We start from the raw sequence: 24,037 nt of genomic DNA, 5'->3' as shown, positions 1-24,037 counted from the left end.
CCGCTAAAGCCCCGAGACGAGGTGGCCGCCATCGACCGCGACGACGCTGCCGGTCATGTACGAGCCCGCCCCGGAGGCGAGCAACAGCAGCGGCCCATCGAGTTCGGATGCCTCGCCCAGCCGGCGCTGCGGGACGCGCTTGATCAGCGCCTTGCCGGGTTCGGATTCGAAGAACGCATCGTTCAAATCGGTGGCGATGTAGCCGGGGGCGAGGGCATTCACCCGGATCCCGTGGCGGGCCCATTCCAGCGCGAGGCTCTTGGTGAGCTGGACGACCCCGGCCTTGGAGGCGGCGTAGGGCGCCAGCCCACCGGCGACCCGCAGGCCGAGGATCGACGCGATGTTGACGATGCTGCCGCCGGAACCATGCCGGACCATGCGCCGCCCGGTCGCCTGCGCGACGAGCCAGACGCCCTTCAGGTTGGTGTCGAGGACGAAGTCCCAATCGGCCTCGTCCAGCTCGAGGGCCGGCTTCGTTGCGGTGACGCCGGCATTGTTGACGAGCACCGCCACGGGCCCGAACCGCGCCTCGGCGGCATCGAGTGCCCGCTCGACGCTCGCGGCGTCGGTGACGTCCATCACGATTGCCTGCGCCTCGCCGCCCTCCCCTTCGACCCGGGCGACGGTCTCGGCCAGCGCGTCGGCCCGGCGGGCGCAGAGCGACAGGCAGGCGCCGGCTTTAGCCAGCGTGCCGGCGAAGTGGCGGCCGAGGCCGCTGGAGGCCCCGGTGACCAGCACGTGCCGGCCGGTGAGATCGAACAGGCCGGCCATCTCAGTGCAACCGCTCGATGGCCATGGCGATGCCCTGTCCGCCGCCGATGCACATGGTGACGAGGCCGTAGCGGCCGTTCACCCGGGCGAGTTCGTAGAGCGCCTTGACGGTGACGATCGCCCCCGTGGCGCCGAGCGGATGGCCGAGCGCGATGGCGCCACCGTTCGCGTTGACCTTGGCGGGGTCGAGATCCAGGGCGCGGGAGACCGCGCAGGCCTGGGCCGCGAAAGCCTCGTTCGATTCGATCACGTCGAAGTCGGCAGCGCGCAATCCGGTGCGCGCCAGCAGGCGCTCAACGGCCGGCACCGGACCCATGCCCATCTCGGACGGATCGACCCCGGCATGGGCGTACCCGACGATCCGGGCGAGGGGCTTGGACCCATCACGCTCGGCCGCGGCGGCACTCGCCAGCACGACGATCGCGGCGCCGTCATTGAGGCCGGAGGCGTTGCCGGCGGTGACGCTGCCGGTCTTGGAGAAGGCCGGACGAAGCTTGGCGAGATCCTCGACGCTGGTGGCCTTCGGGTGCTCGTCGGTCTCGAACGCCACCGTCTCGCGCTTGCGCTGGACCGCGACGGCCAGGATCTGCTCACGGAATCGGCCCTCGCCGATCGCATGGGCGGCCCGGGCCTGGCTCTCGGCCGCGAACGCGTCCTGCATGGCCCGGGAGATGCCGTAGCGCGCGGCCACGTTCTCGGCGGTGACGCCCATATGGCCGTTGCCGAACGGGTCGTTCAGCACGCCGACCATGTAGTCGACCAGGGTCGCGTCGCCCATGCGCTGGCCGAACCGCCCGGTCGTCAGGAGATGCGGCGACCGGCTCATGCTCTCGGCGCCCCCGGCGACCGCCACCTCGGCGTCGCCCAGCATGATCGCCTGCGCGGCCGAGACGATCGCCTGCAGCCCGCTGCCGCACAGGCGGTTGACCGTGAGCGCCGGCACGGCCTCGGGGATCCCGCCCTCGATCGCGGAGACCCGGGCGATGTAGGCGTCGCGCGGCTCGGTCGGGATGACGTTGCCGATCACGACGTGGCCCACCGCCTCCGGCGCGGTCCCGGACCGCTTCAGCGCTTCCGCGATGCATTGCGCTGCCAGCTCGGCCGGCGGGATCGCCGAGAGCGAGCCCCCGAAAGTGCCGATCGCGGTGCGCACCGCGCCGGTGATCACGACATCTGTCATGTCTCGCGGACCTTTCCTCTCGTCGGCTGAACACCGATCCTGGCGTTCCCGCTACCGAATTCTAGTCTTCACCGGCGAATGAGCAGACAAACGGTCCTCTCACCGGCGCCCTCATCCGGAGGCGCCCGTGTCAGGGCGCCTCGGAGTAGCCAAGCATTCCGTTGCGCGATCCCCGGGGCCTCCATCAAGGCGGCTTCGCCGCACATCACGAGTGCGGACGGTGGGTTGTTCTTCCACCCTGCCGAGGTGGAAGAACAACCGTCACCCCTCCACACCCCAGGTCCAAAAAGAATCACCCTCGGCTTCGAGGTTGCGGTTGAGCACCATCTTGTGGACTTCGTCGGCACCGTCCACCAGACGGGCTTGGCGTGCGTAGCGGTAGATCCATTCGAGCGGCGTGTCGGTGGAGTAGCCCCGGGCACCGTTGATCTGGATGGCGATGTCGGCTGCCGCGTGCACCAGGTTGGCGACGTGGACCTTGGCCATCGAGACCTCCTTGCGGGCAAAGCTGCCCTGGTCGAGCGCCCAGGCGGCCTTCATCACCAGCAGGCGGCCGATCTCGATCCGCATGGCGAGGTCGCCCAGCATCAACTGGATGCTTTCGCGGTCGGCAAGACGGATGCCGAAGCCGTGGCGCTCCCCCGCATAGGCCCGGGCGATCTCGACGCAGCGCTTCGACAGGCCGAGCCAGCGCATGCAGTGGGTCAGACGCGCCGGGCCGAGGCGGATCTGCGTCAGCTTCAGCCCGTCGCCCTCGTTCATCAGGACGTTCCCGGCGGGGATCTCCAGCCCGTCGAACAGCAATTCGCAGTGGCCGCCGTGCTCCTCCGGGCCCATGATCGGGATCCGGCGCAGGATCTCCCAGCCGGGCTGATCCTTGTGGAACAGGAAGGCGGTCAGCCCCTTGCGCGCATCGTCGGATGTACGCGCCATCAGGATGAAATGCGCGGCCTCCTCCGCTCCGGTGATGTACCATTTGCGGCCGGTGACCACGTAGGTGTCGCCCCGCCGCTCGGCCCGGGTCTGAATCATGCCGGGATCGGAGCCACCGCCGGGATGCGGCTCGGTCATCGCGAAGGCCGAGCGGACCTCGCCGCGAACGATCGGGTCGAGCCAGCGGGCCCTCTGGTCCGGGGTCGCGACCTTCTCCAGCACCATCATGTTGCCGTCGTCGGGGGCGGCCGAGTTGAACACGACCGGTCCGAAGATCGAGCGGTTCATCGCCTCGTAGCAGACCGCCATGCCGACCTTGTCGAGGCCGGCTCCACCGGTCTCGGGCTTTAGCTGCAGGCACCACAGCCCCTCGGCCTTCGCGAGTCTGCGCAGCCGCGCCAGCTCGGCGAGGCTGATATTGCCGTGCCCGTCATAGGCCTCCGGGTCCGATTCCAGCGGAACGATATGCGCGTCCACGAAGGCCGCGATCCGCGTGCGGTATTCCTCGACGCGGCGGGAGATGGTGAAATCCATGGTCGCGGGCTCCGATGGATGCCTGTTTGCGGGAACTTATCGGCGGCCGAACAGCCGTTCGATGTCGGAGAGCTTTAACTCGATCGAGGTCGGGCGGCCGTGGTTGCACTGCCCGGAATTCGGCGTCGCCTCCATCTCGCGCAGGAGCGCGTTCATCTCCTCCGGACGCAGGCGGCGGCCGGCGCGGACCGAGCCGTGGCAGCTCATGCGCGACAGGATCGCGTCCAGGCGCCGGCCGAGCGGGCCACCCTCGGTGGCGGGGGCGCCGCCCTCCTCGTCTCCGCTGGCCTCCAGCGCGTCGAGAATGTCGGTCACGAGATCGCGCACGGAGGCGCCGACCAGCGCGGCCGGCACTTCGCGCACCAGCACCGCACCGGTACCGAACGCCTCGATCGACAGGCCGAGCCGGTCGAGGTCCGGGGCCGCGGCGACCAAGCGCTCGGCGGCGTCCGGGCTCATCTCGACCACGTCGGGGATCAGCAGGCCCTGGCGGGCGATACCACCCCGGGCCCGCTCCGCCTTCATGCGCTCATAGACCAGACGCTCGTGGGCGGCGTGTTGATCGACGATCACCAGGCCGTCCCGGGTCTGGGCGAGGATGTAGGTCTCGTGAATCTGGGCGCGGGCAGCGCCGAGCGGGTGATCGACGGCCTCGGCCGCCTCGACCACCGGCCGGACATCCGCCTGGGGCGGGGCCGCGAGATCCGCCTCGGGCGAGTGCGCGAACGGCGCCTGCGGAGCCTCGCCGAACCCTTGCGCGTCGCCGAAGACGGGCACCGGCTCGCGGTCGTCCGGCTCGGTTGCCGGTTGCCAGCTGTCAGGCCGCCAGGCTTGGGCTCGGCTGTAGCCCGACGGCGCCGCCACGGAGGGCGTGTTCGCCGGGAAGAAGCTCGGGCGGGCGGACCGGAACAGGCTCGGCACGGCGGCGCCGGTATGGGTCGCCAGCGCGGGGCCGGCCGGACGCAGGGCGTCGAGGGTCCGGCTGGCCCCGGTGGTGGCCGAGCGGGCGCCGCCCCGGCGCAGGGCGTCGTGGATCGCGCTGACCACGAGCGCCCGCACGAGACCGGGCTCGCGGAACCGCACCTCGGTCTTGGCCGGGTGGACGTTGACGTCGACCAAGTCGGGATCGCACGCGATGGCGAGCCCGAGCACCGGGTGCCGGTCTGAGGCCAGCGTGTCGGCATAGGCGCCCCGCACCGCGCCGAGCAGCAGCCGGTCGCGCACTGGGCGGCCGTTGACCACGAGGTGAATATAGCCGGCCGCCCCGCGGTGATAGGTCGGCAGGCCGACATGGCCGGTGACCGCGAATCCTTCCCGGGCGAGCGATACCGGCAGCGCGTTGGCGGCGAAATCCGCGCCCAGCACCGCTGTTAAGCGGCGGAGCTCGCCCTCGGGTCCGGTCTCGGACGGCAGCAGCAGCGGCTGCCCGGCATCGGCGCGCAGCGTGAAGCGGATGCCGGGCTGGGCCACGGCGAGCCGACGCAGGGTCTCCGCGATGGCGGCGTTCTCGGCCCGGTCGGATTTCAGGAACTTCAGCCGCGCGGGCGTCGCTGCGAACAGCTCGGTCACCTCGATCCGAGTGCCGCGCTGGGCCGGGGCCGGACGGACCGGACCCTTAAGGCCGGCCTCGACGGTGAGGCTCGCCCCGGCATCGGCGCCCTCGGGACGAGTCGTGATCGCGAGCCGCGACACGGCACCGATCGAGGGCAGCGCTTCGCCGCGGAATCCCAGCGTGTCGATGGCCGAGAGATCGCCGCCGGGCAGCTTCGAGGTCGCGTGGCGTTCGACGCACAATGCGAGGTCGTCCGGGCCCATGCCGCGGCCGTCGTCGATCACCCGGATCAGCCGGCGACCGCCGTTCTCCACCACCACGTCGATGGTACGGGCGCCGGCATCGATGGCGTTCTCGACCAGCTCCTTCACAGCCGAGGCGGGGCGCTCGACCACCTCGCCTGCCGCGATGCGGTCGACGAGGATCGGGTCGAGACGGCGGATGACGGGCGCAAGGGTGGACATCGACGCGCACGATAGCGGCTGGGCGGCGGCGCTCCTAGCGGACCGGATGACAGGGATCGTGTCGCGACGCCGCGGCGCTCAGGCGCGGCGACTCGATCCGCCCAACGAGATGCGGCTGCCCGCAGGCCGGGCGCCGTGGCTCGGCGCCTTGTAGGGGCGGCGCGACGCGTCGTAGAGGGCGGTACCGACGACGCCGGCGGCCCGTCGCAGCGTGGCGCCGTCGCAGGTCGCCGCGACGCGCACGCCGATCTCGTGGGTATGGCTGCGGCCATACAGCCAGACCGCGAGGCGTGCCCGGGTCGCCTCGGGGATGCCGTCGAGGATGTACGTCGCGGTGTCGGCGTCGGCCTTGATCAATTGTCCGACGGTTTCCGGCGGGATCGGGCAATCCGCCGCCGGATCGTCGATGCTCAGCGGCTGGGTCTTCGTCATGGTCAAACCTGTCAGCCTGGGAACTGCAGGTTGAGCGGGCGTGGTTAATGATCCGTCAACGAACCGGCACCCGCCGCGTCTCACAGCGGCTTGCGGATGATCCGGGCGATCAGGCCGACGATGCCCTCGCGGAACAGCAGCACGCAGAGCACGAAGACGCAGCCCTGAATGATCGTCACCCAGGCGCCGAACTGCGCCAGATACGTTTCCATCGTGACGATCACCAGCGCGCCCACGATCGGCCCGAACACCGTGCCCATGCCGCCCACCAGCGTCATCAGCACCACCTCGCCGGACATCGACCAGTGGACGTCGGTGAGCGAGGCGAGCTGGAACACGATCGCCTTGGTCGAGCCCGCAAGCCCCGCGAGCGTCGCCGAGAGCACGAAGACCGCGAGCTTGTACTGGTTGGCGCGGTAGCCCAGCGAGATCGCCCGGGGCTCGTTGTCCCGGATCGCCTTGAGCACCTGCCCGAACGGCGAGTGGATGATCCGGTAGATCAGCAGCATCCCGGCCATGAAGACCACGCAGACGACGGCATACATCGCCCGGTCGTCGGCGAGACTCAACACCCCGAACAGGTTGCCGCGCGGCACCGCCTGGATCCCGTCCTCGCCGCCGGTGAACTTCGCCTGCAGCGAGAAGAAGAACGCCATCTGGGCGAGCGCCAGTGTGATCATCGAGAAGTAGATGCCCTGCCGGCGGATCGCCAGCGAGCCGAAGACCAGCCCGAGCATGGCCGCGGTGGCGGTGCCCGACAGGATCGCCAATTCCGGCGTGAAACCGAGGCTCTTGGCCGTGTAGGCGCAGAGATAGCTCGCCATGCCGAAATAGGCGGCGTGACCGAACGAGAGCAGGCCGCCGTAGCCGAGCAGCAGGTTGAAGGCGAGCGCGAACAGCGCGAAGCACAGCACCTTCATCAGGTAGACGGGATAGAGGATCAGCGGCGCCGCGGTCAGCACGACCGCGATGCCGAGAAAAATCATCCAGTGCAGCGCCTTGTCGTTGCGGCGCGTCGGCAGCGCTGCGGCGATCGGGGCGACGTCGATGGCGGCGGTGTCGGCCATGGGGATCGAGCCTCTGATCTCTTTCAGGCCGTGCGCCCGAACAGGCCGGCGGGTTTGACGAGCAGCACCAGCACCATGATCACGAAGATCACGGTGGCCGACGCCTCCGGGTAGAACACCTTGGTCAAGCCCTCGACCAGGCCGAGGGCGAAGCCGGTGATCACCGAGCCGATGATCGAGCCCATGCCGCCGATCACCACCACGGCGAAGACCACGATGATGATGTCGGCGCCCATGTTCGGGTTCACCGAGTAGATCGGGGCGGCGAGGACCCCGGCGAAACCCGCGAGCGCCACGCCGAACCCGTAGGTCAGGGTCAGGAAAAGCGGCACGTTCACCCCGAAGGCCTGGACCAGGGTCGGGTTCTCGGTCGCGGCCCGGAGGTAGGCGCCGAGCTTGGTCTTCTCGATCACCAACCACGTCGCGATGCAGACGGTGAGCGAGGCCACCACCACCCAGGCCCGGTAGTTCGGCAGGAACATGAACGGCAGGCGCTGGCCGCCCGACAGCTCGGCCGGGATCGCGTAGGGCAGCCCCGACACGCCGTACTGGTTGCGGAACAGGCCCTGGATGATCAGCGCCAGCCCGAAGGTCAGGAGCAGGCCGTAGAGGTGATCGAGCTTGTAGAGGCGCGCGATCAGCACCCGTTCCAGCAGAATGCCGAAGGCCCCCACCACCAGCGGCGCCAGCCCGAGCGCCCACCAGTAGCCGAGCCCGACATAAGTCAGCAGCATCCAGGCCACGAACGCGCCCATCATGTAGAGCGCGCCGTGGGCGAAGTTGATGATGTTGAGGAGCCCGAAGATGATCGCGAGACCGAGCGACAGAATCGCGTAGAACGAGCCGTTGATCAGGCCGAGCAGCAACTGTCCGAACAGCGCCTGGGTCGGCACGCCGAAGATCGTGGTCATAGCCGTCCTCCGTGCCGGACCCGCACCGTCAGCCCTTCACCAACGGGCAATTGCCGTCGTTGAGCGGCCGGAAGACCTGATCGCCCGGGATCGTCTCGAGCTTGTTGTAGAGGTCCCACTCACCCTTCGACTCCGAGGGCTTCTTCACCTCGAACAGGTACATGTCGTGGATCTTGCGGCCGTCCGCGCGGATGGTGCCCTTTCCGAACAGCGGGTCGTCGGTGGGCATGGACTTCATCTTGGCGACCACAGCGGCACCGTCGGCTCCGGATTTCAGCTCGGCCATCGCCTTCAGGTAATGAAGCACGTCGGAGTAGACGCCCGCGTGGTTGGCGGTCGGCTTCGAGTTGCCCTTCATCTGCTTGGCGAACCGGTCCGAGAAGGCGCGGGTCTGGTCGTTCAGGTCCCAGTAGAACGGCTCGGTGAGAACGAGGCCCTGCGCGACCTTGGTCCCGAGCGAATGCACGTCCGAGGAGAACACGAGGAGCCCGGCCAAAGCCTGGCCGCCCTCGGTGATGCCGAACTCGCCGGCCTGCTTGATCGCGTTGATCGTGTCGGTGCCCGCGTTGGCGAGCCCGATCACCTTGGCGCCGGACCCCTGCGCCTGCAGCAGGAACGACGAGAAGTCCGAGGTCGGGAACGGGGTCTTGACCGAGCCGATGACCCTGCCGCCGTTCTTGGTGATCACCGCGCTGGTGTCGCGCTGCAGGGTCTGGCCGAAGACGTAGTCGGCGGTAAGGAAGAACCAAGTGTTGCCGCCGCGCTTGACCATTGCGCCGCCGGTGCCGTTGGCGAGCGCCACCGTGTCGTAGACCCAGTGGATCGTGTTCGGCGTGCATTGCGGGCCGGTGAGGTCGGCGGTCCCGGCGCCGGTATCGATGAAGACCTTGTTCTTCTCTTTGGTCACTTGGCTGATCGCCAGGGCGACCGACGAGGTCACGCCGTCGGTGATCATGTCGACGCCGTCGCGGTCATACCATTGCCGGGCGATGCCGGCCCCGACATCGGGCTTGTTCTGGTGGTCGGCGGAGACGATCTCGACCTTCAGCCCGTGCTCTGCCGGCTTGAAATCCTCCACCGCCAGCTTTGCGGCGACGACCGAGCCTTCGCCGCTGATGTCGGAATAGGCGCCCGAGCGGTCGCCCAGGATGCCGATCTTCACGTTCGTCTGCGCGCTCGCGCCGCCCATCATCAGGGCACCCGCGAGGGCAGCGAGGGACACGGACCCGATGAGACGTCCGAACATCATGGTCTTCCTATCCTCCAGCGGCGCAGCGGATGACCGCCTGCCGAGCGTCCGACGCCGTTCTCCGGCGCTGATCAGGTATTGGTCGTCCGCCTCAGACGCCGAGATAGGCGTGAAGCTTGTCGATATTTGCGTCAAGCTCGGCATTCGAGATCATGTCGACCACCCTGCCCTGCTCGATGACGAAGTGCCGGTCGGCCAAGGTCTGCGCGAAGCGAAAATTCTGCTCCACCAGCACGATGGTGTAGCCCTGTGACTTCAACTGTTGGATCGTCCGGCCGATCTGCTGCACGATCACCGGCGCGAGACCTTCGGTAGGCTCGTCCAGCAGGATCAGCTTGGCGCCGGTCCGCAGGATCCGGCCGATGGCGAGCATCTGCTGCTCGCCGCCCGAGAGCTTGGTGCCCTGGCTGCCCGCACGCTCCTTCAGGTTCGGGAACAGGGTGTGGATCTCGGCCACCGTCATGCCGCCGGGCTTCACCCGCGGCGGCAGCATCAGGTTCTCGTGGACCGTGAGACTCGCGAAGATGCCGCGCTCCTCCGGGACGTAGCCGAGGCCGAGCCGGGCGATGTTGCGCGAAGCCATTCGGATCGTCTCGACACCGTCATAGACGATCGATCCGGATCGCTTACCCAGGATGCCGATGATCGCCCGGAGCGTCGTGGTCTTGCCGGCGCCGTTCCGGCCGAGCAGCGTGATCACCTCGCCGGCCCGGACATCGAGGTCGATGCCGTGCAGCACGTGGCTCTCGCCGTACCAGCCCTCCAGGCCGCGGACTGTGAGGAGGGCATCGGTCGCCGCGGCCGGCGCGGGTCTCTTCACGGCGGCCTCAAGCATGTCCCGACCCGATATAAGCCTCGACCACGCGCGGATCCTTCGAGACGGTGGCGTAATCGCCCTCGGCCAGGACCTGTCCGCGCGCCAGAACAGTGATGCGGTCGGACAGCGACGCGACCACCGAGAGATTGTGCTCGACCATCAGGATCGTCCGATCCTTCGAGACCCGCCGGATCAGCTGCGCCGTCCGGTCGACGTCCTCGTGGCCCATGCCGGCCATCGGCTCGTCGAGCAGCAGCATCTCGGGATCGAGCGCCAGGGTCGTGGCGATCTCGAGGGCGCGCTTGCGGCCGTAGGACAGTTCCACCGCGAGCGAATCGGCGAACTCTGACAGGCCCACGGCCTCGACGAGCGCCAACGCCTCGCCGTTGAGCGCCCGCAGCACCTTCTCGGGGCGCCAGAAGTCGAACGAATCCCCCCTGCGCCGGCGCTGGAGCGCGATGCGGACGTTTTCGGTGACCGTCAGGTGCGGAAATACCGCCGAGATCTGGAAGGAACGCACGAGGCCGAGCCGAGCCACGTCGGCGGCGCGCAGCCCGGTGATGTCCCGATCCTTGTACCGGATCGTGCCCGCGGTCGGGATCAGGAACTTCGTGAGCAGGTTGAAACAGGTAGTCTTGCCGGCACCGTTCGGGCCGATCAGCGCATGGATCGTCCCGCGCTCGACTTCCAACTTGACGCCGTTGACGGCCCGGAATCCCTTGAATTCCATCGTCAAGCCATCGGTCGCCAGGATCACGTCCCGTGCCAAGCGCGTCCCTCCCGCGTATGATTTATTGCCTGCCATATCGCCGATCCGGCCCTGAACAGTCCATCGCAAACGCTCGGCGCGGCGGGACAATCCCCGGCTCATGATATGCTGATGCTTTCCGGGGTCGGGCCAACATCCCGTCGGGATGATGATACCGGCGCGGAGGGCACCTGACGGCCGGTCGATCCGGGCCGACCGGGTGTCGGCAAGCCGCTTGACCCAACTTCGGCCGAGCCTGTAACTCATACAAATCACGGGCAGGGAGGGCGCGCATGGTCGGCCAAGCGGCCTACATTGCCGTCGACTGGGGCACCACCAACCGGCGCGCCTACGCGATGTCGGCGGAGGGCGTCGTGATCGACACCCAGCAGGACGATCGCGGCGTCCTCGCGCTATCGCCCAACGATTATCCCGGCGCCATCGCGCGGCTGCGGGAGCGCTTCGGCGCGCAGGTCGTGGTCGCAGCCGGCATGGTCGGCTCGACGCGCGGCTGGCGCGAAGCTCTCTATATCGATGCGCCTGCAGCGTTGCGGGACCTCGCCGCGGCGAGCCTCGCGGTCGCCCCCGACGTGCGGATCATCCCGGGTGTCGCGCTCCGGAGCGGCCCGCGGCCGGACGTGATGCGTGGCGAGGAGGTCCAGGTGCTGGGCGCGATCAGCAGCGGCGCCGCGCCGCCGACGGCGTTGTTCTGCCAGCCCGGCACGCACAACAAATGGATCGCCACGGTGGACGGCGCGATCACCGATTTTGCCACCGTGATGACCGGCGAACTCTTCGCCCTGGTCCGCACCCACGGCATCCTGGCCGGCATGCTGGACGGTGCGGTCGCGGACGGTCCCGCCTTCCGGGACGGGCTCCGCCGCGGGCGCGAGGCGCGCAACCTCGCCGCCGCCTTGTTCGAGGTCCGCGCCGGGGTGCTGCTCGCCCGGCTGGCGCCTGACGATGCCGCCGCCTACGCCAGCGGCCTCATGATCGGCGCGGATGTCGGCACGCGCACCGATCTGGCCGAGCGTCCGGTGCACCTGCTCGGCGGCGGCGCGCTAGCCGCGCTCTACACTGTTGCGATCACGGAAGCTGGCGGCCATGCCGTTGCCGTGCCGGACGGCGCCACGACGGCCGGCATCCACGCCATCTGGCAGGCCATCTCGAAAGCGCGGGCATGACGATCCTCGACCGTTTCGAAGTCGCTTTCGCGGCCTGCCCCCTGGTGGCGATCCTGCGCGGACTCACCCCGGACGAGGCACCCGCGATCGGCGACGCGCTGGTCGAGGCCGGGTTCACCCTGATCGAGGTGCCGCTGAACTCGCCCGATCCGCTCCGAAGCATTGGGCTGCTGGCCGAACGCTTCGCCGGGCGTGCCCTGGTGGGAGCCGGCACGGTTCTGACGCCCGGTCAGGTCGGCGACGTCGCGGCGGCGGGCGGGACCCTGATCGTCTCGCCCAACACCGACCCGGCGGTGATCGGCGCGTCCGTAGCCGCGGGCCTCGTCTCACTGCCCGGCTATCAGACGCCGAGCGAGGCATTCGCCGCCCTCGCAGCCGGCGCGACCGCCCTGAAACTCTTCCCCGCGGACATCGCGACCCCGGCAGCGCTCAAGGCGCACCGGGCCGTGTTCCCGGCCAGCGCCCGCGTGCTCGCCGTCGGCGGCGTCAAGCCCGATAGCGTATCCATTTGGCGGCAGGCCGGCGCGGTGGGCTTCGGGCTCGGTTCGAACCTCTATCGCCCCGGCAAGCCTGCAGATGAGGTCGCCCGGGACGCTTCAGCCTTCATCGCGGCGATCAGCGGACCTGCCTGATTGCGCGTAGCCCTACCGAACCGGGGCTGTCCGTCGAGTATCGTCAATCCTCGTAACCCGAGCGCGACAGAGATGGCGCTGCGGTCTAGAAACGCGCCCGCGTGGAGCAGGCGGGAGCAGGCGGATGGCGGACGGGCGGATCGGACGGGCGGACGGCTTCGACGGACTCGAGACGCCCTGCCTTCTCCTCGACGCGGACAGGCTGGCTGCCAACGTCGCGACCATGCGGGCGGGGCTCGACCGGCTGGGCGTAACGCTGCGGCCGCACCTGAAGACCGCGAAATCGCTCGCCGTCGCCCGCATCGCCATGGCGAGCCCGTCCGGACCCGCGACGGTCTCGACCCTCCGGGAGGCCGAGCACTTCGCCGAGGGGGGCGTGCGCGACCTGATCTACGCCGTCGGGATCGCGCCGCAGAAGCTCGACCGTGTTGGGGCGATCCGGCGGCGCTGGGATGCGGACCTCGCCATCGTGCTCGATTCGGCTGAGCAGGCCGACGCCGTGGCGGCGTGGAGCCGCCGGAACGACGACCCGCTGCCGGTGCTGATCGAGGTCGATGCCGACGGTCATCGTTCCGGCGTCGATCCGCGCGATGCGGATACGCTGGTGGCGATCGGCCGGGTGCTCTCCGACGGTGCCTCCCTGCGCGGCGTGCTGCTGCATGCGGGCGACAGCTACGGCCTCACTGATCCCGCCGCGCTGAAGGCGGCAGCCGAAGCCGAACGCGCCGCCGCCGTGGCGGCGGCCGCGATCCTGCGCGGCGCCGGCCTGCCCTGCCCGGTTGTCAGCGTCGGCTCGACGCCGACCGCGCGCTACGCCGACAACCTCGACGGCATCACCGAGGTCCGGGCCGGCGTATTCATGATCGGGGACCTGTTCCAGGCAGGCGTCGGCTCCTGCCGGGTCGACGAGATCGCCCTGACCGTTTTGACCACGGTGATCGGCCACCAGCGGGAGAAGGGCTGGATCATCACGGATGCCGGCTGGATGGCGCTGTCCCGCGACCGCGGTACGGCGCGTCAGGCCATCGATCAGGGCTACGGCATCGCCTGCGACGGGACGGGACAGCCCTACCCGGACCTGATCGTACGGGACGCGAACCAGGAACACGGGATCCTGGCCCTCCGGCCGGGCTCGTCAGCGCCCCTCCCCGACCTGCCGATCGGGGCACGGCTTCGGATCCTGCCCAACCATGCTTGCGCCACCGGCGCCCAGCACGACCACTACCATGTCGTCGCCGACGGCGGGCTGAGCGGGGCGGTCTGGCCGCGCATCAACGGCTGGTAATGTCGGGTCTTACCGCCCGTTCGAGACAGTCCGCACCGGACGGTCCGACTGGTCCATCACCGTGCGGCAGCCGGCGCTCAGATTCGGTCGCTGCTGGCGCAGACAGACCGTGATCGCTGCCACGTTGGGGATCTGGGCTGCGCAGAGACGCATCACGTCCGGGGTGCAGGCCGCGCGGTCGGCACGGGATTGCGCCAGCGCGGGCGCTGCGCCGGCGATCAGGGCGAGCAGAGCGAACGTGGCGGACTTCATCGACGGGAATCCTCAGGCGGATGATGGATGGGCTTTAACGGCCAAGCCTCGAAGTGCGGCGTGAACGCCGCGACACACCGAAATATCCATCGCGCGACCGACCTATTCTGCCGCAGCGCCGCGGATCGTCACCGCCATGCGGCACCTCAGCCGGATATCCTGCAGCGCGTCTCGTACGGTCAGGGTCTTGCCACCGGCGTGATCGCCCCGGTTGCCACAGGCTCGATCTGTGACGCGGCGGCATTGGCCGGCGCCTTCTGCCGATCGAGCTTGTCCGCCGAGACGAGAGCCGCGGTGATCAGGGCCACCGCCGCTATCGTCGCCTTCAAGACCTCCCAGATTCGCGTAAGCATGGCTGAGTCCCAATGGCGTCACTGGATCTTCAGCATGTCTGCCTGGGGCGAAGCTGTTCAACACGCCCGCCCGGCGTCGTCTCATCGATCCGTGACTTCCGGATCTTCGGCGGCGACCCTTCCCAAAACCTTTCCGGGCCGCCGGTCCACACTCATCCGCCGGGACCTGATGCATCCGGGCCTCACCTGGAGGCGGAGTCCGCCGCAGCCTCCGCGGCCATCGCCTCGAAGACCAGTGAATGCCGCAGCGCCAGCGCCTCGACATCGTAGGTGTAGCCGCCGCCGATCACCGCAACGACCGGGATAGCGCGGGTGCGGGCCTGCGCGATGACGAACCGATCCCGGGCGAGCAGGCCCGCATCCGTCAGGCAGAGCCGCCCGAGGCGGTCGTCGCGGTGCGGATCGACTCCGGCATTGTAGAACACTAGGTCGGGCGCCAGCGCGTCGAGGAGCGGCGGCAGCCGGGCGCGCAGCACGTCGAGGTAGCCGCCGTCATCGAGACGGTCCGGCAGGCCGATATCGAGGTCCCCGGCGATCTTGTGCGCGGGATAGTTGTTCTCGCAGTGGATCGAGAGCGTGAACAGTTCCGGGCAGAGCGCCAGGCAATCCGCGGTGCCATCGCCTTGGTGGACATCCAGATCGACCACCAGGACACGCCTCACCGCGCCCTCCGCCTGCAGCGTGCGGGCGGCGACGGCCACGTCGTTCAGCACGCAGAAGCCTGCACCCTGAAGCCGCCGTGCGTGATGGCTTCCACCGGCCGCGCTTCCGGCCAGCCCCTCGGCCAGGGCCAGGCGGGCGGCCAGGAGCGTCCCGCCCACGGAGGCGCGCGAGCGGCGGACCAGGGCAGCATCCACGGGTAGGCCTATGGCGCGCTCGATCTCCGGCGGGACCGCGACGGCGAGGACGGAAGCCACGTAGGCGGGGTCGTGCGCCTGGACCAGGATCTCGGCCCCGGCGAGCTCCGGGGTGACGAAGCCGAGCGGCGCCAGCCCCTTGGCCACCAGCGTCTCGGCCAGCAGGCCATATTTGCGCATCGGGAAGCGATGGCCCGCCGGAAGGCTCGATTCGTAGGCCGGGTGGAAGGCGATGGGCGGGATCACGCGGCCGGGCCGAGATCGCCGAGGATCGCCTGCGCAAGCGCCAGGCCGCTGTCATGGGCCGCTTCGATCCGCGGCCCGAGACACCAGTCGCCGGCCGCTCCCAGTCGGAGCGCGGGATCGTACTGGCAGGGGCGACCCAAGGCGGTCTCGACCTGGGCGAAGCGCCAGCGATGCGCCTCCGCGTAGCTCGGCCGAAGCGGCGCGGCCAGACACGCCGCCGCAGCCCGCGTCAACTCGGACACGACCGCATCCCGCGACAGTTCCAGATGCGCGCGCGACCAATCGGGCTTCGCGTGTACGGTCAGGCGGATGCCGGCGGGACGGCCGGGTTTCGACGAGTCCGTCGCGATGAGCCCGAGCGGACCGTCCTTCGGCTCGATCAGGGCTGCCGTGGGCGCCTCATCGACCGCGAGCATCAGCGACCAGCACGGTGCGTAGGAGACATGCTGGATCTCGGGCATCGCGAAACCGGAGGCCGCCAACAGCGTAACGGTCTGTGGCGCCGGGAAGGTGATCGCCAGCGCCGCGAACGGGCCGTGATGCCCGCCCGCGCTGTCGGTCAGTCGCCAGGACGCCTCGTCGCGGACGATACGCGTGATCGTCGTACCGCTGGACACGGGAAGTTCGGCCAGAAAGTCCCGGACCGGCGCGGTCATGCCCGGCACGCCGACGCGGCGCATCGCCCCGCCCCAGGGCGCCGTGATCCCGCGCATGTCCCAGTCGGCAACCCGCGCGGCGAAGGCATCGCCGTGCGCACGTAGGAATTGCGCGCCATGGTCGAACTGCATCGTGCCCGAAAGGCGGGTCGCCATGCGGCCGCCGACGCCGCGTCCCTTGTCGAACACCTGCACGGGCAGGCCGGCCTCGGCGAGATGACGCGCCGCCGTGGCGCCGGCCATTCCAGCGCCCAGGATCGCGACGCGTCTGTTGTGGCTCACGATACCGCCCCCGGCGCAACGCGGACCCTGCATCCGCGTAGACGGCAGAGATAGGGGATGATCCGTCGGGCGTCAGAGCGAACAGGCCGCGACGCAAGCGCTCGCGCGTGAGCAACGATGCGGCCACAACCGGAGACTCTCATGGGCGACGCAGCGAAAGGCCCGGTCCGATGCGCGCTGCTCGATCGCTCGGAAGCCGAGACGATGGTGCGGGTAGAGGGAATCGAACCCCCACGCCTTGCGGCTGGCGATTTTGAGTCGCCCGCGTCTACCAATTCCGCCATACCCGCGCGCGTCGGGCTCTTCGCATAAGTGTGGCCTCCACGCCAAGGGTGCGCGGCCGGGTTTTTTGCCGACACTGCCGATCTGGCCAAGGCGCGGCGCCTGTGCTCAAAGGACGGCCGCTTCCTCACGACCCGGACCCTGAATGCTCCGCCGGCTCTACGCGTGGATCCTCGCGCTCAGCGGCAGGCCCTCCGCGCCCTACGTGCTCGGGGCCGTCGCCTTCGCCGAAAGCTCGTTCTTCCCGGTCCCGCCGGACGCGATGCTGGTCCCGATGGCGGTCAGCCGTCCGGATCGGGTCTGGCTCTACGCGACGATCGCCACGGTGGCCTCGGTGCTCGGCGGGCTGGTCGGCTACGCGATCGGGGCGCTGCTGTTCGATTCCCTCGGCGAGTGGCTGATCCGGCTGTACGGGCTGCAGAATTCGGCCGCGACCTTCCAGGATTCCTACGCCCGCTACGGCCATTGGGTGATCCTGTTGAAGGGGCTCACGCCGATCCCGTACAAGCTCGTCACGATCACGTCGGGCTTCGCCCATTACAGCCTGTTCTGGTTCACGGTGCTGTCGATCGTCACCCGCGGGGCCAGGTTCTTCATCCTGGCCGGACTGCTGGGCCGCTACGGCGTCCAGATCCGCGGCGTGCTCGATCGGCATCTCAACGTGGTCGTGGCGATCTCGGTCGCCGTGATCGTCCTCGGCTTCCTGCTGTTCAAGGTGATCCTGTAGCCATGAACTTCGCGTCGGCACTGCGCCTCAAGAAGGCGGGTCTTGGGCTGGCTCTCGGCTCGGCATTGGTCCTGGCCGCCGTTCTGGTGCTGCAGTACGGCTACGGCTATGCGCCGTGTAAGCTCTGCCTGACCGAGCGCCTGCCCTTCTACGCCGCCCTGCCCCTTGGGCTCGCCGCGCTGTTCGCGCCCGAGCGCCTGGCTCGCCTGGCGCTCGGGCTCGCCGCCCTGGGGCTCCTGTATGGCGCCGGGCTCGGCGTCTACCATGGTGGCGCGGAATGGGGATTCTGGCCGGGCCCGAGCGATTGCGGCGGCGGCACGGGTGCGAACCCGGGACAGGTCGGCGAATTCCTGAATGCGCTTCAGAACACGAAGGTCGTGGATTGCTCGGTGGCGGCCTTGCGCATCCTCGGGATCTCCCTGGCCGGGTGGAACGCCGTCGTCGCCTTCGTCCTGGCCTCGTTCGCCGGCACCGCAGCCCTGCGGTCCTGAGCTCCCGCGGTACGGTGCGCCTCAGTTGCGGTCGTCGGGCATGATCGGGATCGGCGCGACGTCGATCCCCTCATCGATGAGGGCGCGCGCTTCGGCCGGGCTGGCCTCGCCGTAGATCGAGCGGCCCTCGGCCTCACCGTAGTGGATCTTGCGCGCCTCCTCTGGGAAGCGCGTCCCGACATGCTCGGAATTGGCCACGACCTGCTCGCGCAGCGCCCGCAGCATCGCCCGTACCTGCCGCTCGGGCTCCGCGATCATCGCCATCGGAGCTTCGGCCTGGGGCGCCGCCGGCGCCGGACGCTCATTGCGATCGCTGCGGGCCACGTTGGGCGCCATCAGCGCCTTCGTGACATTCGCGCTCTCGCAGATCGGGCAGGTCACCAGCCCACGCTCCGCCTGCGCATCGTAGGATTCGGAGGACGGGAACCAGCTGTCGAAGCCGTGCGCGGATTCGCAAACGAGACTGTACCGGATCATGGGTGTGCTTACTGTACGGCCTGAACCTGAGGCCCGATGCGCTCGATTGTGAACGCGCGCGTGTGTTGCAGGGCGGGAATCCGCGCCCGAGCGTCAGCGACCTGAGCGAGGTCGATCTCGGCCAGGATCACGCCCGGCTCGGACCCGCCGGCATCGGCGAGCACCCGCCCCCAGGGATCGACGATCATGGAATGGCCGAAGGTCTCGCGGCCGTCCTCGTGGATTCCACCCTGGGCCGCCGAGATCATGAAGGCGCCTGACTCGATCGCCCGCGCCCGCTGGAGGATGTGCCAATGCGCCTCACCGGTCTGGCGGGTGAAGCAGGCCGGTGCGGTGAGCACCTCGGCCCCAGCCTCTGCGAGGGCGCGGTACAAGGCCGGGAAGCGGATATCGTAGCAGATCGTCAGGCCGAGCGTCGCCCAAGGGGTCGCCGCCACCACCGCGCAGGCGCCGCCGGTATAGGTGGCCGATTCACGCCAGCGCTCGCCGCTCGGCAGGTCGACATCGAACAGGTGCAGCTTGTCGTAGGACCCCAGGATCTCCCCATCCGCGCCGATCAGGAAGGCCCGGTTGGCAATCTTGTCGCCCGACCGCACCGCCAGCGAGCCGATATGCACCATCACCCCGGTGTCCCGGGCGGTCTGCCGCAGGCCGGCCAGGGTCGGATCCTGCTCGGCCTCGGTGACGTGCGCGAACAGGCGCTCGCGGCTGCGCTCGACCAGCGACGTCATCTCGGGAGTCTGGACGTAATGCGCGCCGCGGTCGGCAGCCTCGCGCACCCCGGCAACAGCCGCGTCGCGATTGGCGCCCGGGTCGCGGCCCGAGCGCATCTGCACGCAGGCGGCGGTGAAGCGCCTCTCAGGCATCGGCCTTGTCCGTCAGCAGCGGATCGAGCTTGCCGGCACGATCCAAGGCGTAGAGATCGTCGCAGCCGCCGACATGGGTCGATCCGATGAAGATCTGCGGTACGCTGGTGCGGCCACCGGCGCGCTCGACCATCACGGCCCGGCCACCCTGGGCGCGCTCGACGTCGATTTCCTGGAAGGCGACGCCCTTCTCCTTCAGCAGGCTCTTGGCCGCCGAACAGTAAGGGCACCAGGCCGTGGTGTAGATCGTGACCGGCTGCATGGCGGGCGTCATCTCGCGCGGGAACTCCCGTCATATAGGAGTACGCCCGTCGATTTACCTATGCCCGTGTGGTCACAGCCGAACCGAGCCGCAACCGCAGCGGCCCCTGGTGAATCCAGAGCCGATCGGCCGGTCAGGCGGCCATCAGCTTCTCGACCTCGTTGACGAGATCGCGCAGGTGGAACGGCTTCGACAGGACCTTGGCATCCTTCGGAGCCTTCGAATCCGGGTTGAGCGCCACCGCGGCGAAGCCGGTGATGAACATCACCTTGATGTCCGGGTCGAGCTCGGTGGCGCGCCGCGCCAGCTCGATCCCGTCCATCTCGGGCATCACGATATCGGTCAGCAGCAGCTCGAACGGCTCCTCGCGCAGCCGGTTGTAGGCCGAGAGGCCGTTGTCGAAGGACAGGACATCGTAGCCCGCGTTCTGCAGCGCCTTGGCCAGGAACCGGCGCATGTCGTTGTCGTCTTCCGCCAGCAGGATTTTCATCGGCCGTTTCCGAGCCCTCGAGTCGAAATGTTGATCCCATAAAGGGACGCGATGGTAAACAAGGTGTTAGGATTGGAGCCCGCAGCCGGCGCCGCGTGTCTCGAAAACGGCCCTGTGGGCCGTCGGCATCAGGGTGGACAGGCGATCATCCGCATACCACACTGCGTATCCGCCGCGCTTTTCCAGACGCCGGGGTGTGCACGCAACCCATGACCGCGCCCGAAACGGTACAGCCCGACGCCCTCGGTTTCGCCCCGGCTTTCGCGGTCGAAGAACCGGCGACGCACATCCTGCCCTTCGTCTTCAATACCGGCCATTCCGGCGCCGTCTACCCCCCCGATTTCGTCGCCGCCTCGCGCCTGGACGCGCTCACTCTGCGCCGCTCCGAGGATGCCCATGTCGATCGCCTTTTCGCCTCCGTGGTCGAACTCGGCGCACCGCTGCTCCGGGCGAATTTCCCGCGGGCTTTCCTGGACGTGAACCGCGAGCCCTACGAGCTCGACCCACGCATGTTCGACGGCCGTTTGCCGCCCTTCGCCAACACCCGGTCGATGCGGGTCGCGGGCGGGCTTGGCACCGTTCCGCGGGTCGTGGCGGACGGCCAGGAGATCTACGCCCGGCGCCTGCCGGTCGGCGATGCGATCGCCCGCATCGAGGCCCTGTACAAACCCTACCACCGAGTCCTGCGCGGCCTGATCCAGCGCACGGCGCGGACGCACGGCCATTGCATCCTGATCGATTGCCACTCGATGCCGTCCTCAAGTCTCGGACGCGATACCGAGATCAAGGCCGACATGGTCCTGGGCGACCGCTACGGCACCGCGTGCGCGCCGGGCCTGATCGAGGCGTTCGAGGCCGCGTTCCGCGCCAAGGGTTTCCGGGTGGTCCGCAACAAACCCTACGCGGGCGGCTTCATCACCGAGCATTACGGCGAGCCCAACCTCGGGCGGCATGCTCTGCAGATAGAGGTCAACCGGGCGTTGTACATGGACGAGGCGAGCCTCACGACGACGCCTGATTTCCCGAGCCTCGTGAAGGCACTGCGGTCGGTTGTGGCCGGCGTGGCGGCCGATCTCGGTGACCTTACGCCCAGCCGGATCGCCGCCGAGTAGGCTGCACACAGTCCACGTCCGGCGCCGCCACGAAAATCGGCGTTCGAAACGGCCTTCCTCACCCATAGCCTTGGGAAGGTCCGCCGCGGCGAGACCACGGGCCCGTCGATCAATCGACGGAGCACGCAACGAGGAGGTCGAGACAAGAAAAAAGGCCACTCCCGAAGGAGCGGCCCGAAGTCTAGGGAGGAAACGCCCAAGAAGGGCTACGGGACCGCGACGCCATCGCGATCTCGCAATGCACAAATTACAGTGCGGCGCACAAGACGCAAGGGCAAAATCGTCTCCGCCCGCGCGTCGAATGCATGGCTCAAGCGCGCAACGCGCAAAGGCCTCAGCTCTGCTTCAGGAGTTTTTCCATCTCGGCGCGCAGCGGGCCGGCGAGATCCGGCCGCTCCAGCGCGTAAGCCAGGTTCGCAGTCAGGAACCCGATCTTCGAGCCGGTGTCGTAGGTCCGGCCCTCGTAGTGCATGCCGAAGAAGTCCTGCGTGCCCATCAGGTCGATCATGGCGTCGGTGAGCTGGATCTCGCCGCCGGCGCCCTTCTTCCCGTGCTCCAGGATCCCGAAGATCTCGGGCTGGAGGATGTAGCGGCCGGAGATGATGAAATTCGATGGTGCGGTGCCCTGTTTCGGCTTCTCGACCATGCCGGTGATCTCGAACGACTGACCGTAGGTCTCGCCGACGCTGACGATACCGTATTGGTGCGTCTCTTCGGGCGCCACCTCCTCGACCGCGATGACGTTGCCGCCATGGCGCTCATAGGTTGCGAGCATCTGCTGCATGCAGCCGCGGCTCAGCATATCCGGCAGCAGCACCGCGAAGGGCTCGTCGCCGACGATCTCCCGGGCGCACCAGACCGCATGACCGAGGCCGAGGGGGGCCTGCTGGCGGGTGAAGCTTGTTTGGCCGGCCTTGGGCAGATCGCGTTTCAGCTCTTCGTAGGCAGCGGTCTTCCCGCGTTCCTGAAGGGTGTGCTCGAGCTCGAAGGCAATATCGAAATGGTCCTCGATCACCGCCTTGCCGCGTCCCGTGACGAAGATGAAGTGCTCGATGCCGGCTTCGCGCGCTTCATCGACGACATGCTGGACGACCGGCCGGTCCACGACCGTGAGCATTTCCTTCGGGACCGCCTTCGTGGCGGGCAGGAATCGCGTGCCCAGCCCCGCGACGGGCAGGACAGCCTTGCGGATCGGTTTCATCAAGCGGCAACCTCGGAAACAGAATGGGATGACACGGTCAATGGTTCAGGCAGTGAGATAGCCTAACACGATGCTTCGCAAGGCCTCTACGTCGATAGTATGAGGCAAAGCACCGTAAATATCCCGTCTGCGACCACCTAAAGTGGCCGTTACCAGATGATATCTCACCGGGCGTTTGAACGCGCGATGAAGCGGGGTGGGCGCCTTGCCTGCCCGTGCCCGGTTCGGGCAAGGCTCCCGGCAGCTTCCCTCGGAGCGGCTTCGGAGCGGACGACATGACGGGTCTGGTGACAGGCGGGGCCGGATCCATCGGCGGCCGCATGGTTTGGGACCTGCTGGATACCGGCCGCACGGGAATCGTGCCGAGCGACGACCGGGCCACCGGGCTCGACCAGTCGCTGGCCCGAACGGGCAAATCCAGTCCGCGAACCGGGGCTTGAGGCGATGCCGTCGCGCCGCACCCTGCTCGCTGCCGCCCTCTCCCTCTGCCCCGCGGTAGCCGGGGCCGCGAAGCCGACGGCACCGAACGGCGCCTTCCAGGCGTTCATCGCGTCCCTGCGTCCGGAGGCCGAAGCCCGCGGCGTCTCGGCCGAGACCTTCGCGGCCGCGTTCCGGGGCATCACGGCACCCGATCCCGGCGTCCTGGCGCGGACGCGCCAGCAGGGCGAGTTCGTGCGGCCGGTCTGGGATTACCTGGTCGGCGCGGTCTCGGCAGGCCGCATCGCCCACGGACGCGCACGAGCGGGCACCCTCGCGCGCACGCTGAAAGCGATCGAGGCGCACTACGGCGTCCCGGCGCCGATCGTGCTGGCGTTCTGGGGCGTCGAATCCGATTTCGGCGCGAGCGCCGGCAACCTTTCCACGATCCGGGCGCTGGCGACCCTGGCGGAGGCCCGGCATCGCGGCACGCTGTTCCGCGACGAGTTGCTGGCCGCCCTGGCGATCCTCCAGCGCGGCGATATCGCGCCCGAGCGCATGAGCGGAAGCTGGGCGGGGGCCATGGGGCAGGTGCAGTTCCTGCCGTCCACCTACCTAGCCCACGCGGTCGATTTCGACGGCGACGGCCGCAGGGACATCTGGACCAGCGAAGCGGATTCGCTCGGATCGATCGCGGCCTATCTCAAGGACCTGGGCTGGGATCCGACGCTGTCCTGGGGCTATGAGGTGCGTCTGCCCGACGGTTTCGACCTGAACGCCTATGCCGGGCCGATCTCCGGCTTCGCCGCGCGGGGTGTCCGGCGGACGGACGGAAAGCCGTTGCCCGGGCGTGGGGACGCCGCGCTGTTCCTGCCCGGCGGTCTCGGGGCGCCGGCTTTCCTGATCACCGGCAACTTCGAGGTGATCCGCCAGTACAACACCTCGGATTCCTACGCGCTGGCCGTCGGCCACCTCGCCGACCGCCTGGACGGCGCCCCCGCGCTCGCGGCGCCCTGGCCTACAGGACCACGCCTCGACGGAGCGGGATTGCGCGCGCTGCAAACAGGTCTGGCGACCGCCGCCTTCTACGAGGGCCCGACCGATGGCCGCGCCGGGCCGAAGCTGCGCGACGCCGTGCGGCGCTACCAAATCGCGGCCGGCCTGCCGGCGGATGGGTATGCCTCGCCGGCGTTGCTCGCCCACGTCCAGGGCCGGCACGATCCGGCGCGGTAATCGGCCTCCGAGGGCGGGTTTAGACGCGCAAGTCGGTCTCCCGTATAGTGCCGCCTACCGACCGGTGTTTTTCG

27 protein-coding genes and 1 tRNA gene are annotated in these 24,037 nt (G+C 68.9%); 8 read left to right on the top strand and 20 right to left on the bottom strand.

The features are described from left to right. Window positions 1-3: 3 nt before the first annotated feature. The 10 genes from FVA80_RS00540 to FVA80_RS00495 all read right to left on the bottom strand — a co-directional run bounded on the left by FVA80_RS00540 (window position 4) and on the right by FVA80_RS00495 (window position 10,679). On the bottom strand, window positions 4-771 hold the full coding sequence (locus tag FVA80_RS00540) for an SDR family NAD(P)-dependent oxidoreductase (RefSeq protein ID WP_147908490.1): 768 nt from the start codon (window positions 769-771) through the stop codon (window positions 4-6). A 1-nt stretch (window position 772) separates the two neighbouring features. Then, window positions 773-1,951, bottom strand: a complete 1,179-nt coding sequence (gene bktB, locus FVA80_RS00535) for a beta-ketothiolase BktB (protein WP_147908491.1) — start codon at window positions 1,949-1,951, stop codon at window positions 773-775. Window positions 1,952-2,212: 261 nt separating this feature from the next. Next, a complete protein-coding gene (locus tag FVA80_RS00530) occupies window positions 2,213-3,418 on the bottom strand; it encodes an acyl-CoA dehydrogenase family protein (RefSeq protein WP_147908492.1) in 1,206 nt (401 codons plus the stop codon). A gap of 36 nt (window positions 3,419-3,454) precedes the next feature. Then, the gene (mutL, locus tag FVA80_RS00525; protein ID WP_147908493.1) at window positions 3,455-5,434 is read right to left on the bottom strand and encodes a DNA mismatch repair endonuclease MutL; all 1,980 of its coding nucleotides are present in this window, start codon (window positions 5,432-5,434) and stop codon (window positions 3,455-3,457) included. Window positions 5,435-5,512: 78 nt separating this feature from the next. Further along, window positions 5,513-5,866, bottom strand: coding sequence for a hypothetical protein (locus FVA80_RS00520; protein ID WP_147855164.1), 354 nt, complete (start codon window positions 5,864-5,866; stop codon window positions 5,513-5,515). A gap of 80 nt (window positions 5,867-5,946) precedes the next feature. Beyond that, window positions 5,947-6,933: a branched-chain amino acid ABC transporter permease gene (locus FVA80_RS00515; RefSeq protein ID WP_147908494.1), complete on the bottom strand. Its 987-nt coding sequence runs from the start codon at window positions 6,931-6,933 to the stop codon at window positions 5,947-5,949. A gap of 23 nt (window positions 6,934-6,956) precedes the next feature. Then, window positions 6,957-7,844 carry a branched-chain amino acid ABC transporter permease gene (locus tag FVA80_RS00510; RefSeq protein ID WP_147855162.1) on the bottom strand — a complete coding sequence of 296 codons (888 nt, stop codon included), beginning with the start codon at window positions 7,842-7,844 and terminating at the stop codon, window positions 6,957-6,959. Between the two features lie 28 nt (window positions 7,845-7,872). Then, window positions 7,873-9,090 (bottom strand): ABC transporter substrate-binding protein, encoded by a 1,218-nt coding sequence (locus FVA80_RS00505; protein ID WP_147908520.1) that lies wholly within the window; start codon window positions 9,088-9,090, stop codon window positions 7,873-7,875. A gap of 94 nt (window positions 9,091-9,184) precedes the next feature. After that, window positions 9,185-9,928 (bottom strand): ABC transporter ATP-binding protein, encoded by a 744-nt coding sequence (locus tag FVA80_RS00500; RefSeq protein WP_147908495.1) that lies wholly within the window; start codon window positions 9,926-9,928, stop codon window positions 9,185-9,187. Then, window positions 9,921-10,679, bottom strand: coding sequence for an ABC transporter ATP-binding protein (locus tag FVA80_RS00495; RefSeq protein WP_147908496.1), 759 nt, complete (start codon window positions 10,677-10,679; stop codon window positions 9,921-9,923). Before FVA80_RS00495 ends, FVA80_RS00500 begins: the two co-directional genes overlap by 8 nt. A gap of 272 nt (window positions 10,680-10,951) precedes the next feature. Here FVA80_RS00495 and FVA80_RS00490 point away from each other — a divergent pair, with 272 nt between their 5' ends. From FVA80_RS00490 to FVA80_RS00480, 3 genes are all read left to right on the top strand, one after another. Continuing rightward, window positions 10,952-11,842 carry a 2-dehydro-3-deoxygalactonokinase gene (locus FVA80_RS00490; RefSeq protein WP_147908497.1) on the top strand — a complete coding sequence of 297 codons (891 nt, stop codon included), beginning with the start codon at window positions 10,952-10,954 and terminating at the stop codon, window positions 11,840-11,842. Continuing rightward, complete coding sequence (locus tag FVA80_RS00485) at window positions 11,839-12,474, top strand: 2-dehydro-3-deoxy-6-phosphogalactonate aldolase (protein WP_147908498.1); 636 nt, start codon at window positions 11,839-11,841, stop codon at window positions 12,472-12,474. The genes FVA80_RS00490 and FVA80_RS00485 overlap by 4 nt, the downstream gene beginning before the upstream one ends. A gap of 124 nt (window positions 12,475-12,598) precedes the next feature. Next, entirely contained in the window at window positions 12,599-13,759 is a 1,161-nt protein-coding gene (locus FVA80_RS00480; RefSeq protein WP_147908499.1) for an alanine racemase, read from the top strand. A gap of 9 nt (window positions 13,760-13,768) precedes the next feature. Here the strand turns inward: FVA80_RS00480 and FVA80_RS00475 are convergent, their stop codons facing one another. From FVA80_RS00475 to FVA80_RS00460, 5 genes are all read right to left on the bottom strand, one after another. Then, entirely contained in the window at window positions 13,769-14,011 is a 243-nt protein-coding gene (locus FVA80_RS00475) for a hypothetical protein (protein WP_147908500.1), read from the bottom strand. 179 nt (window positions 14,012-14,190) lie between these two features. Beyond that, window positions 14,191-14,364 carry a hypothetical protein gene (locus tag FVA80_RS30255; RefSeq protein WP_187193556.1) on the bottom strand — a complete coding sequence of 58 codons (174 nt, stop codon included), beginning with the start codon at window positions 14,362-14,364 and terminating at the stop codon, window positions 14,191-14,193. Between the two features lie 182 nt (window positions 14,365-14,546). Next, on the bottom strand, window positions 14,547-15,464 hold the full coding sequence (locus FVA80_RS00470) for a histone deacetylase (protein WP_147908521.1): 918 nt from the start codon (window positions 15,462-15,464) through the stop codon (window positions 14,547-14,549). After that, a complete protein-coding gene (locus FVA80_RS00465; RefSeq protein WP_246692215.1) occupies window positions 15,464-16,405 on the bottom strand; it encodes an FAD-dependent oxidoreductase in 942 nt (313 codons plus the stop codon). Before FVA80_RS00465 ends, FVA80_RS00470 begins: the two co-directional genes overlap by 1 nt. A 205-nt stretch (window positions 16,406-16,610) precedes the next feature. Then, window positions 16,611-16,695 (bottom strand) — tRNA-Leu (locus tag FVA80_RS00460). Window positions 16,696-16,832: 137 nt separating this feature from the next. On the opposite strand from FVA80_RS00460, the gene FVA80_RS00455 reads away from it, so the two are divergent. Together FVA80_RS00455 and FVA80_RS00450 are read left to right on the top strand one after the other, a co-directional pair. After that, on the top strand, window positions 16,833-17,414 hold the full coding sequence (locus FVA80_RS00455; protein WP_147853841.1) for a YqaA family protein: 582 nt from the start codon (window positions 16,833-16,835) through the stop codon (window positions 17,412-17,414). Window positions 17,415-17,416: 2 nt separating this feature from the next. After that, window positions 17,417-17,905, top strand: a complete 489-nt coding sequence (locus FVA80_RS00450; protein ID WP_147908502.1) for a disulfide bond formation protein B — start codon at window positions 17,417-17,419, stop codon at window positions 17,903-17,905. A gap of 21 nt (window positions 17,906-17,926) precedes the next feature. Here the strand turns inward: FVA80_RS00450 and FVA80_RS00445 are convergent, their stop codons facing one another. From FVA80_RS00445 to FVA80_RS00430, 4 genes are all read right to left on the bottom strand, one after another. Then, window positions 17,927-18,382, bottom strand: coding sequence for a DUF1178 family protein (locus FVA80_RS00445; RefSeq protein WP_147908503.1), 456 nt, complete (start codon window positions 18,380-18,382; stop codon window positions 17,927-17,929). 8 nt (window positions 18,383-18,390) lie between these two features. Next, window positions 18,391-19,248 carry a carbon-nitrogen hydrolase family protein gene (locus tag FVA80_RS00440; RefSeq protein ID WP_147908504.1) on the bottom strand — a complete coding sequence of 286 codons (858 nt, stop codon included), beginning with the start codon at window positions 19,246-19,248 and terminating at the stop codon, window positions 18,391-18,393. After that, window positions 19,241-19,510 carry a glutaredoxin 3 gene (grxC, locus tag FVA80_RS00435; RefSeq protein WP_147908522.1) on the bottom strand — a complete coding sequence of 90 codons (270 nt, stop codon included), beginning with the start codon at window positions 19,508-19,510 and terminating at the stop codon, window positions 19,241-19,243. The genes FVA80_RS00440 and grxC overlap by 8 nt, the downstream gene beginning before the upstream one ends. Window positions 19,511-19,643: 133 nt before the next feature. Next, window positions 19,644-20,000 carry a response regulator gene (locus FVA80_RS00430; protein ID WP_007558883.1) on the bottom strand — a complete coding sequence of 119 codons (357 nt, stop codon included), beginning with the start codon at window positions 19,998-20,000 and terminating at the stop codon, window positions 19,644-19,646. Between the two features lie 209 nt (window positions 20,001-20,209). On the opposite strand from FVA80_RS00430, the gene FVA80_RS00425 reads away from it, so the two are divergent. Beyond that, complete coding sequence (locus FVA80_RS00425) at window positions 20,210-21,112, top strand: N-formylglutamate amidohydrolase (protein WP_147908505.1); 903 nt, start codon at window positions 20,210-20,212, stop codon at window positions 21,110-21,112. A gap of 334 nt (window positions 21,113-21,446) precedes the next feature. On the opposite strand, the gene galU is transcribed toward FVA80_RS00425, so the two are convergent. Continuing rightward, window positions 21,447-22,313 carry a UTP--glucose-1-phosphate uridylyltransferase GalU gene (gene galU / locus FVA80_RS00420; protein ID WP_147908523.1) on the bottom strand — a complete coding sequence of 289 codons (867 nt, stop codon included), beginning with the start codon at window positions 22,311-22,313 and terminating at the stop codon, window positions 21,447-21,449. Between the two features lie 275 nt (window positions 22,314-22,588). Here galU and FVA80_RS30250 point away from each other — a divergent pair, with 275 nt between their 5' ends. Continuing rightward, the gene (locus FVA80_RS30250) at window positions 22,589-22,753 is read left to right on the top strand and encodes a hypothetical protein (RefSeq protein WP_187193555.1); all 165 of its coding nucleotides are present in this window, start codon (window positions 22,589-22,591) and stop codon (window positions 22,751-22,753) included. A gap of 4 nt (window positions 22,754-22,757) precedes the next feature. Further along, window positions 22,758-23,963 (top strand): lytic murein transglycosylase, encoded by a 1,206-nt coding sequence (locus FVA80_RS00415; protein ID WP_147908506.1) that lies wholly within the window; start codon window positions 22,758-22,760, stop codon window positions 23,961-23,963. The last annotated feature ends 74 nt before the right edge of the window (window positions 23,964-24,037 follow it).

The organism is Methylobacterium sp. WL1, from assembly GCF_008000895.1.
Taxonomy (GTDB): domain Bacteria; phylum Pseudomonadota; class Alphaproteobacteria; order Rhizobiales; family Beijerinckiaceae; genus Methylobacterium.
The sequence above is the reverse complement of the archived record's forward strand: the minus strand, read 5'-3'. Positions and strand labels throughout refer to the sequence as shown.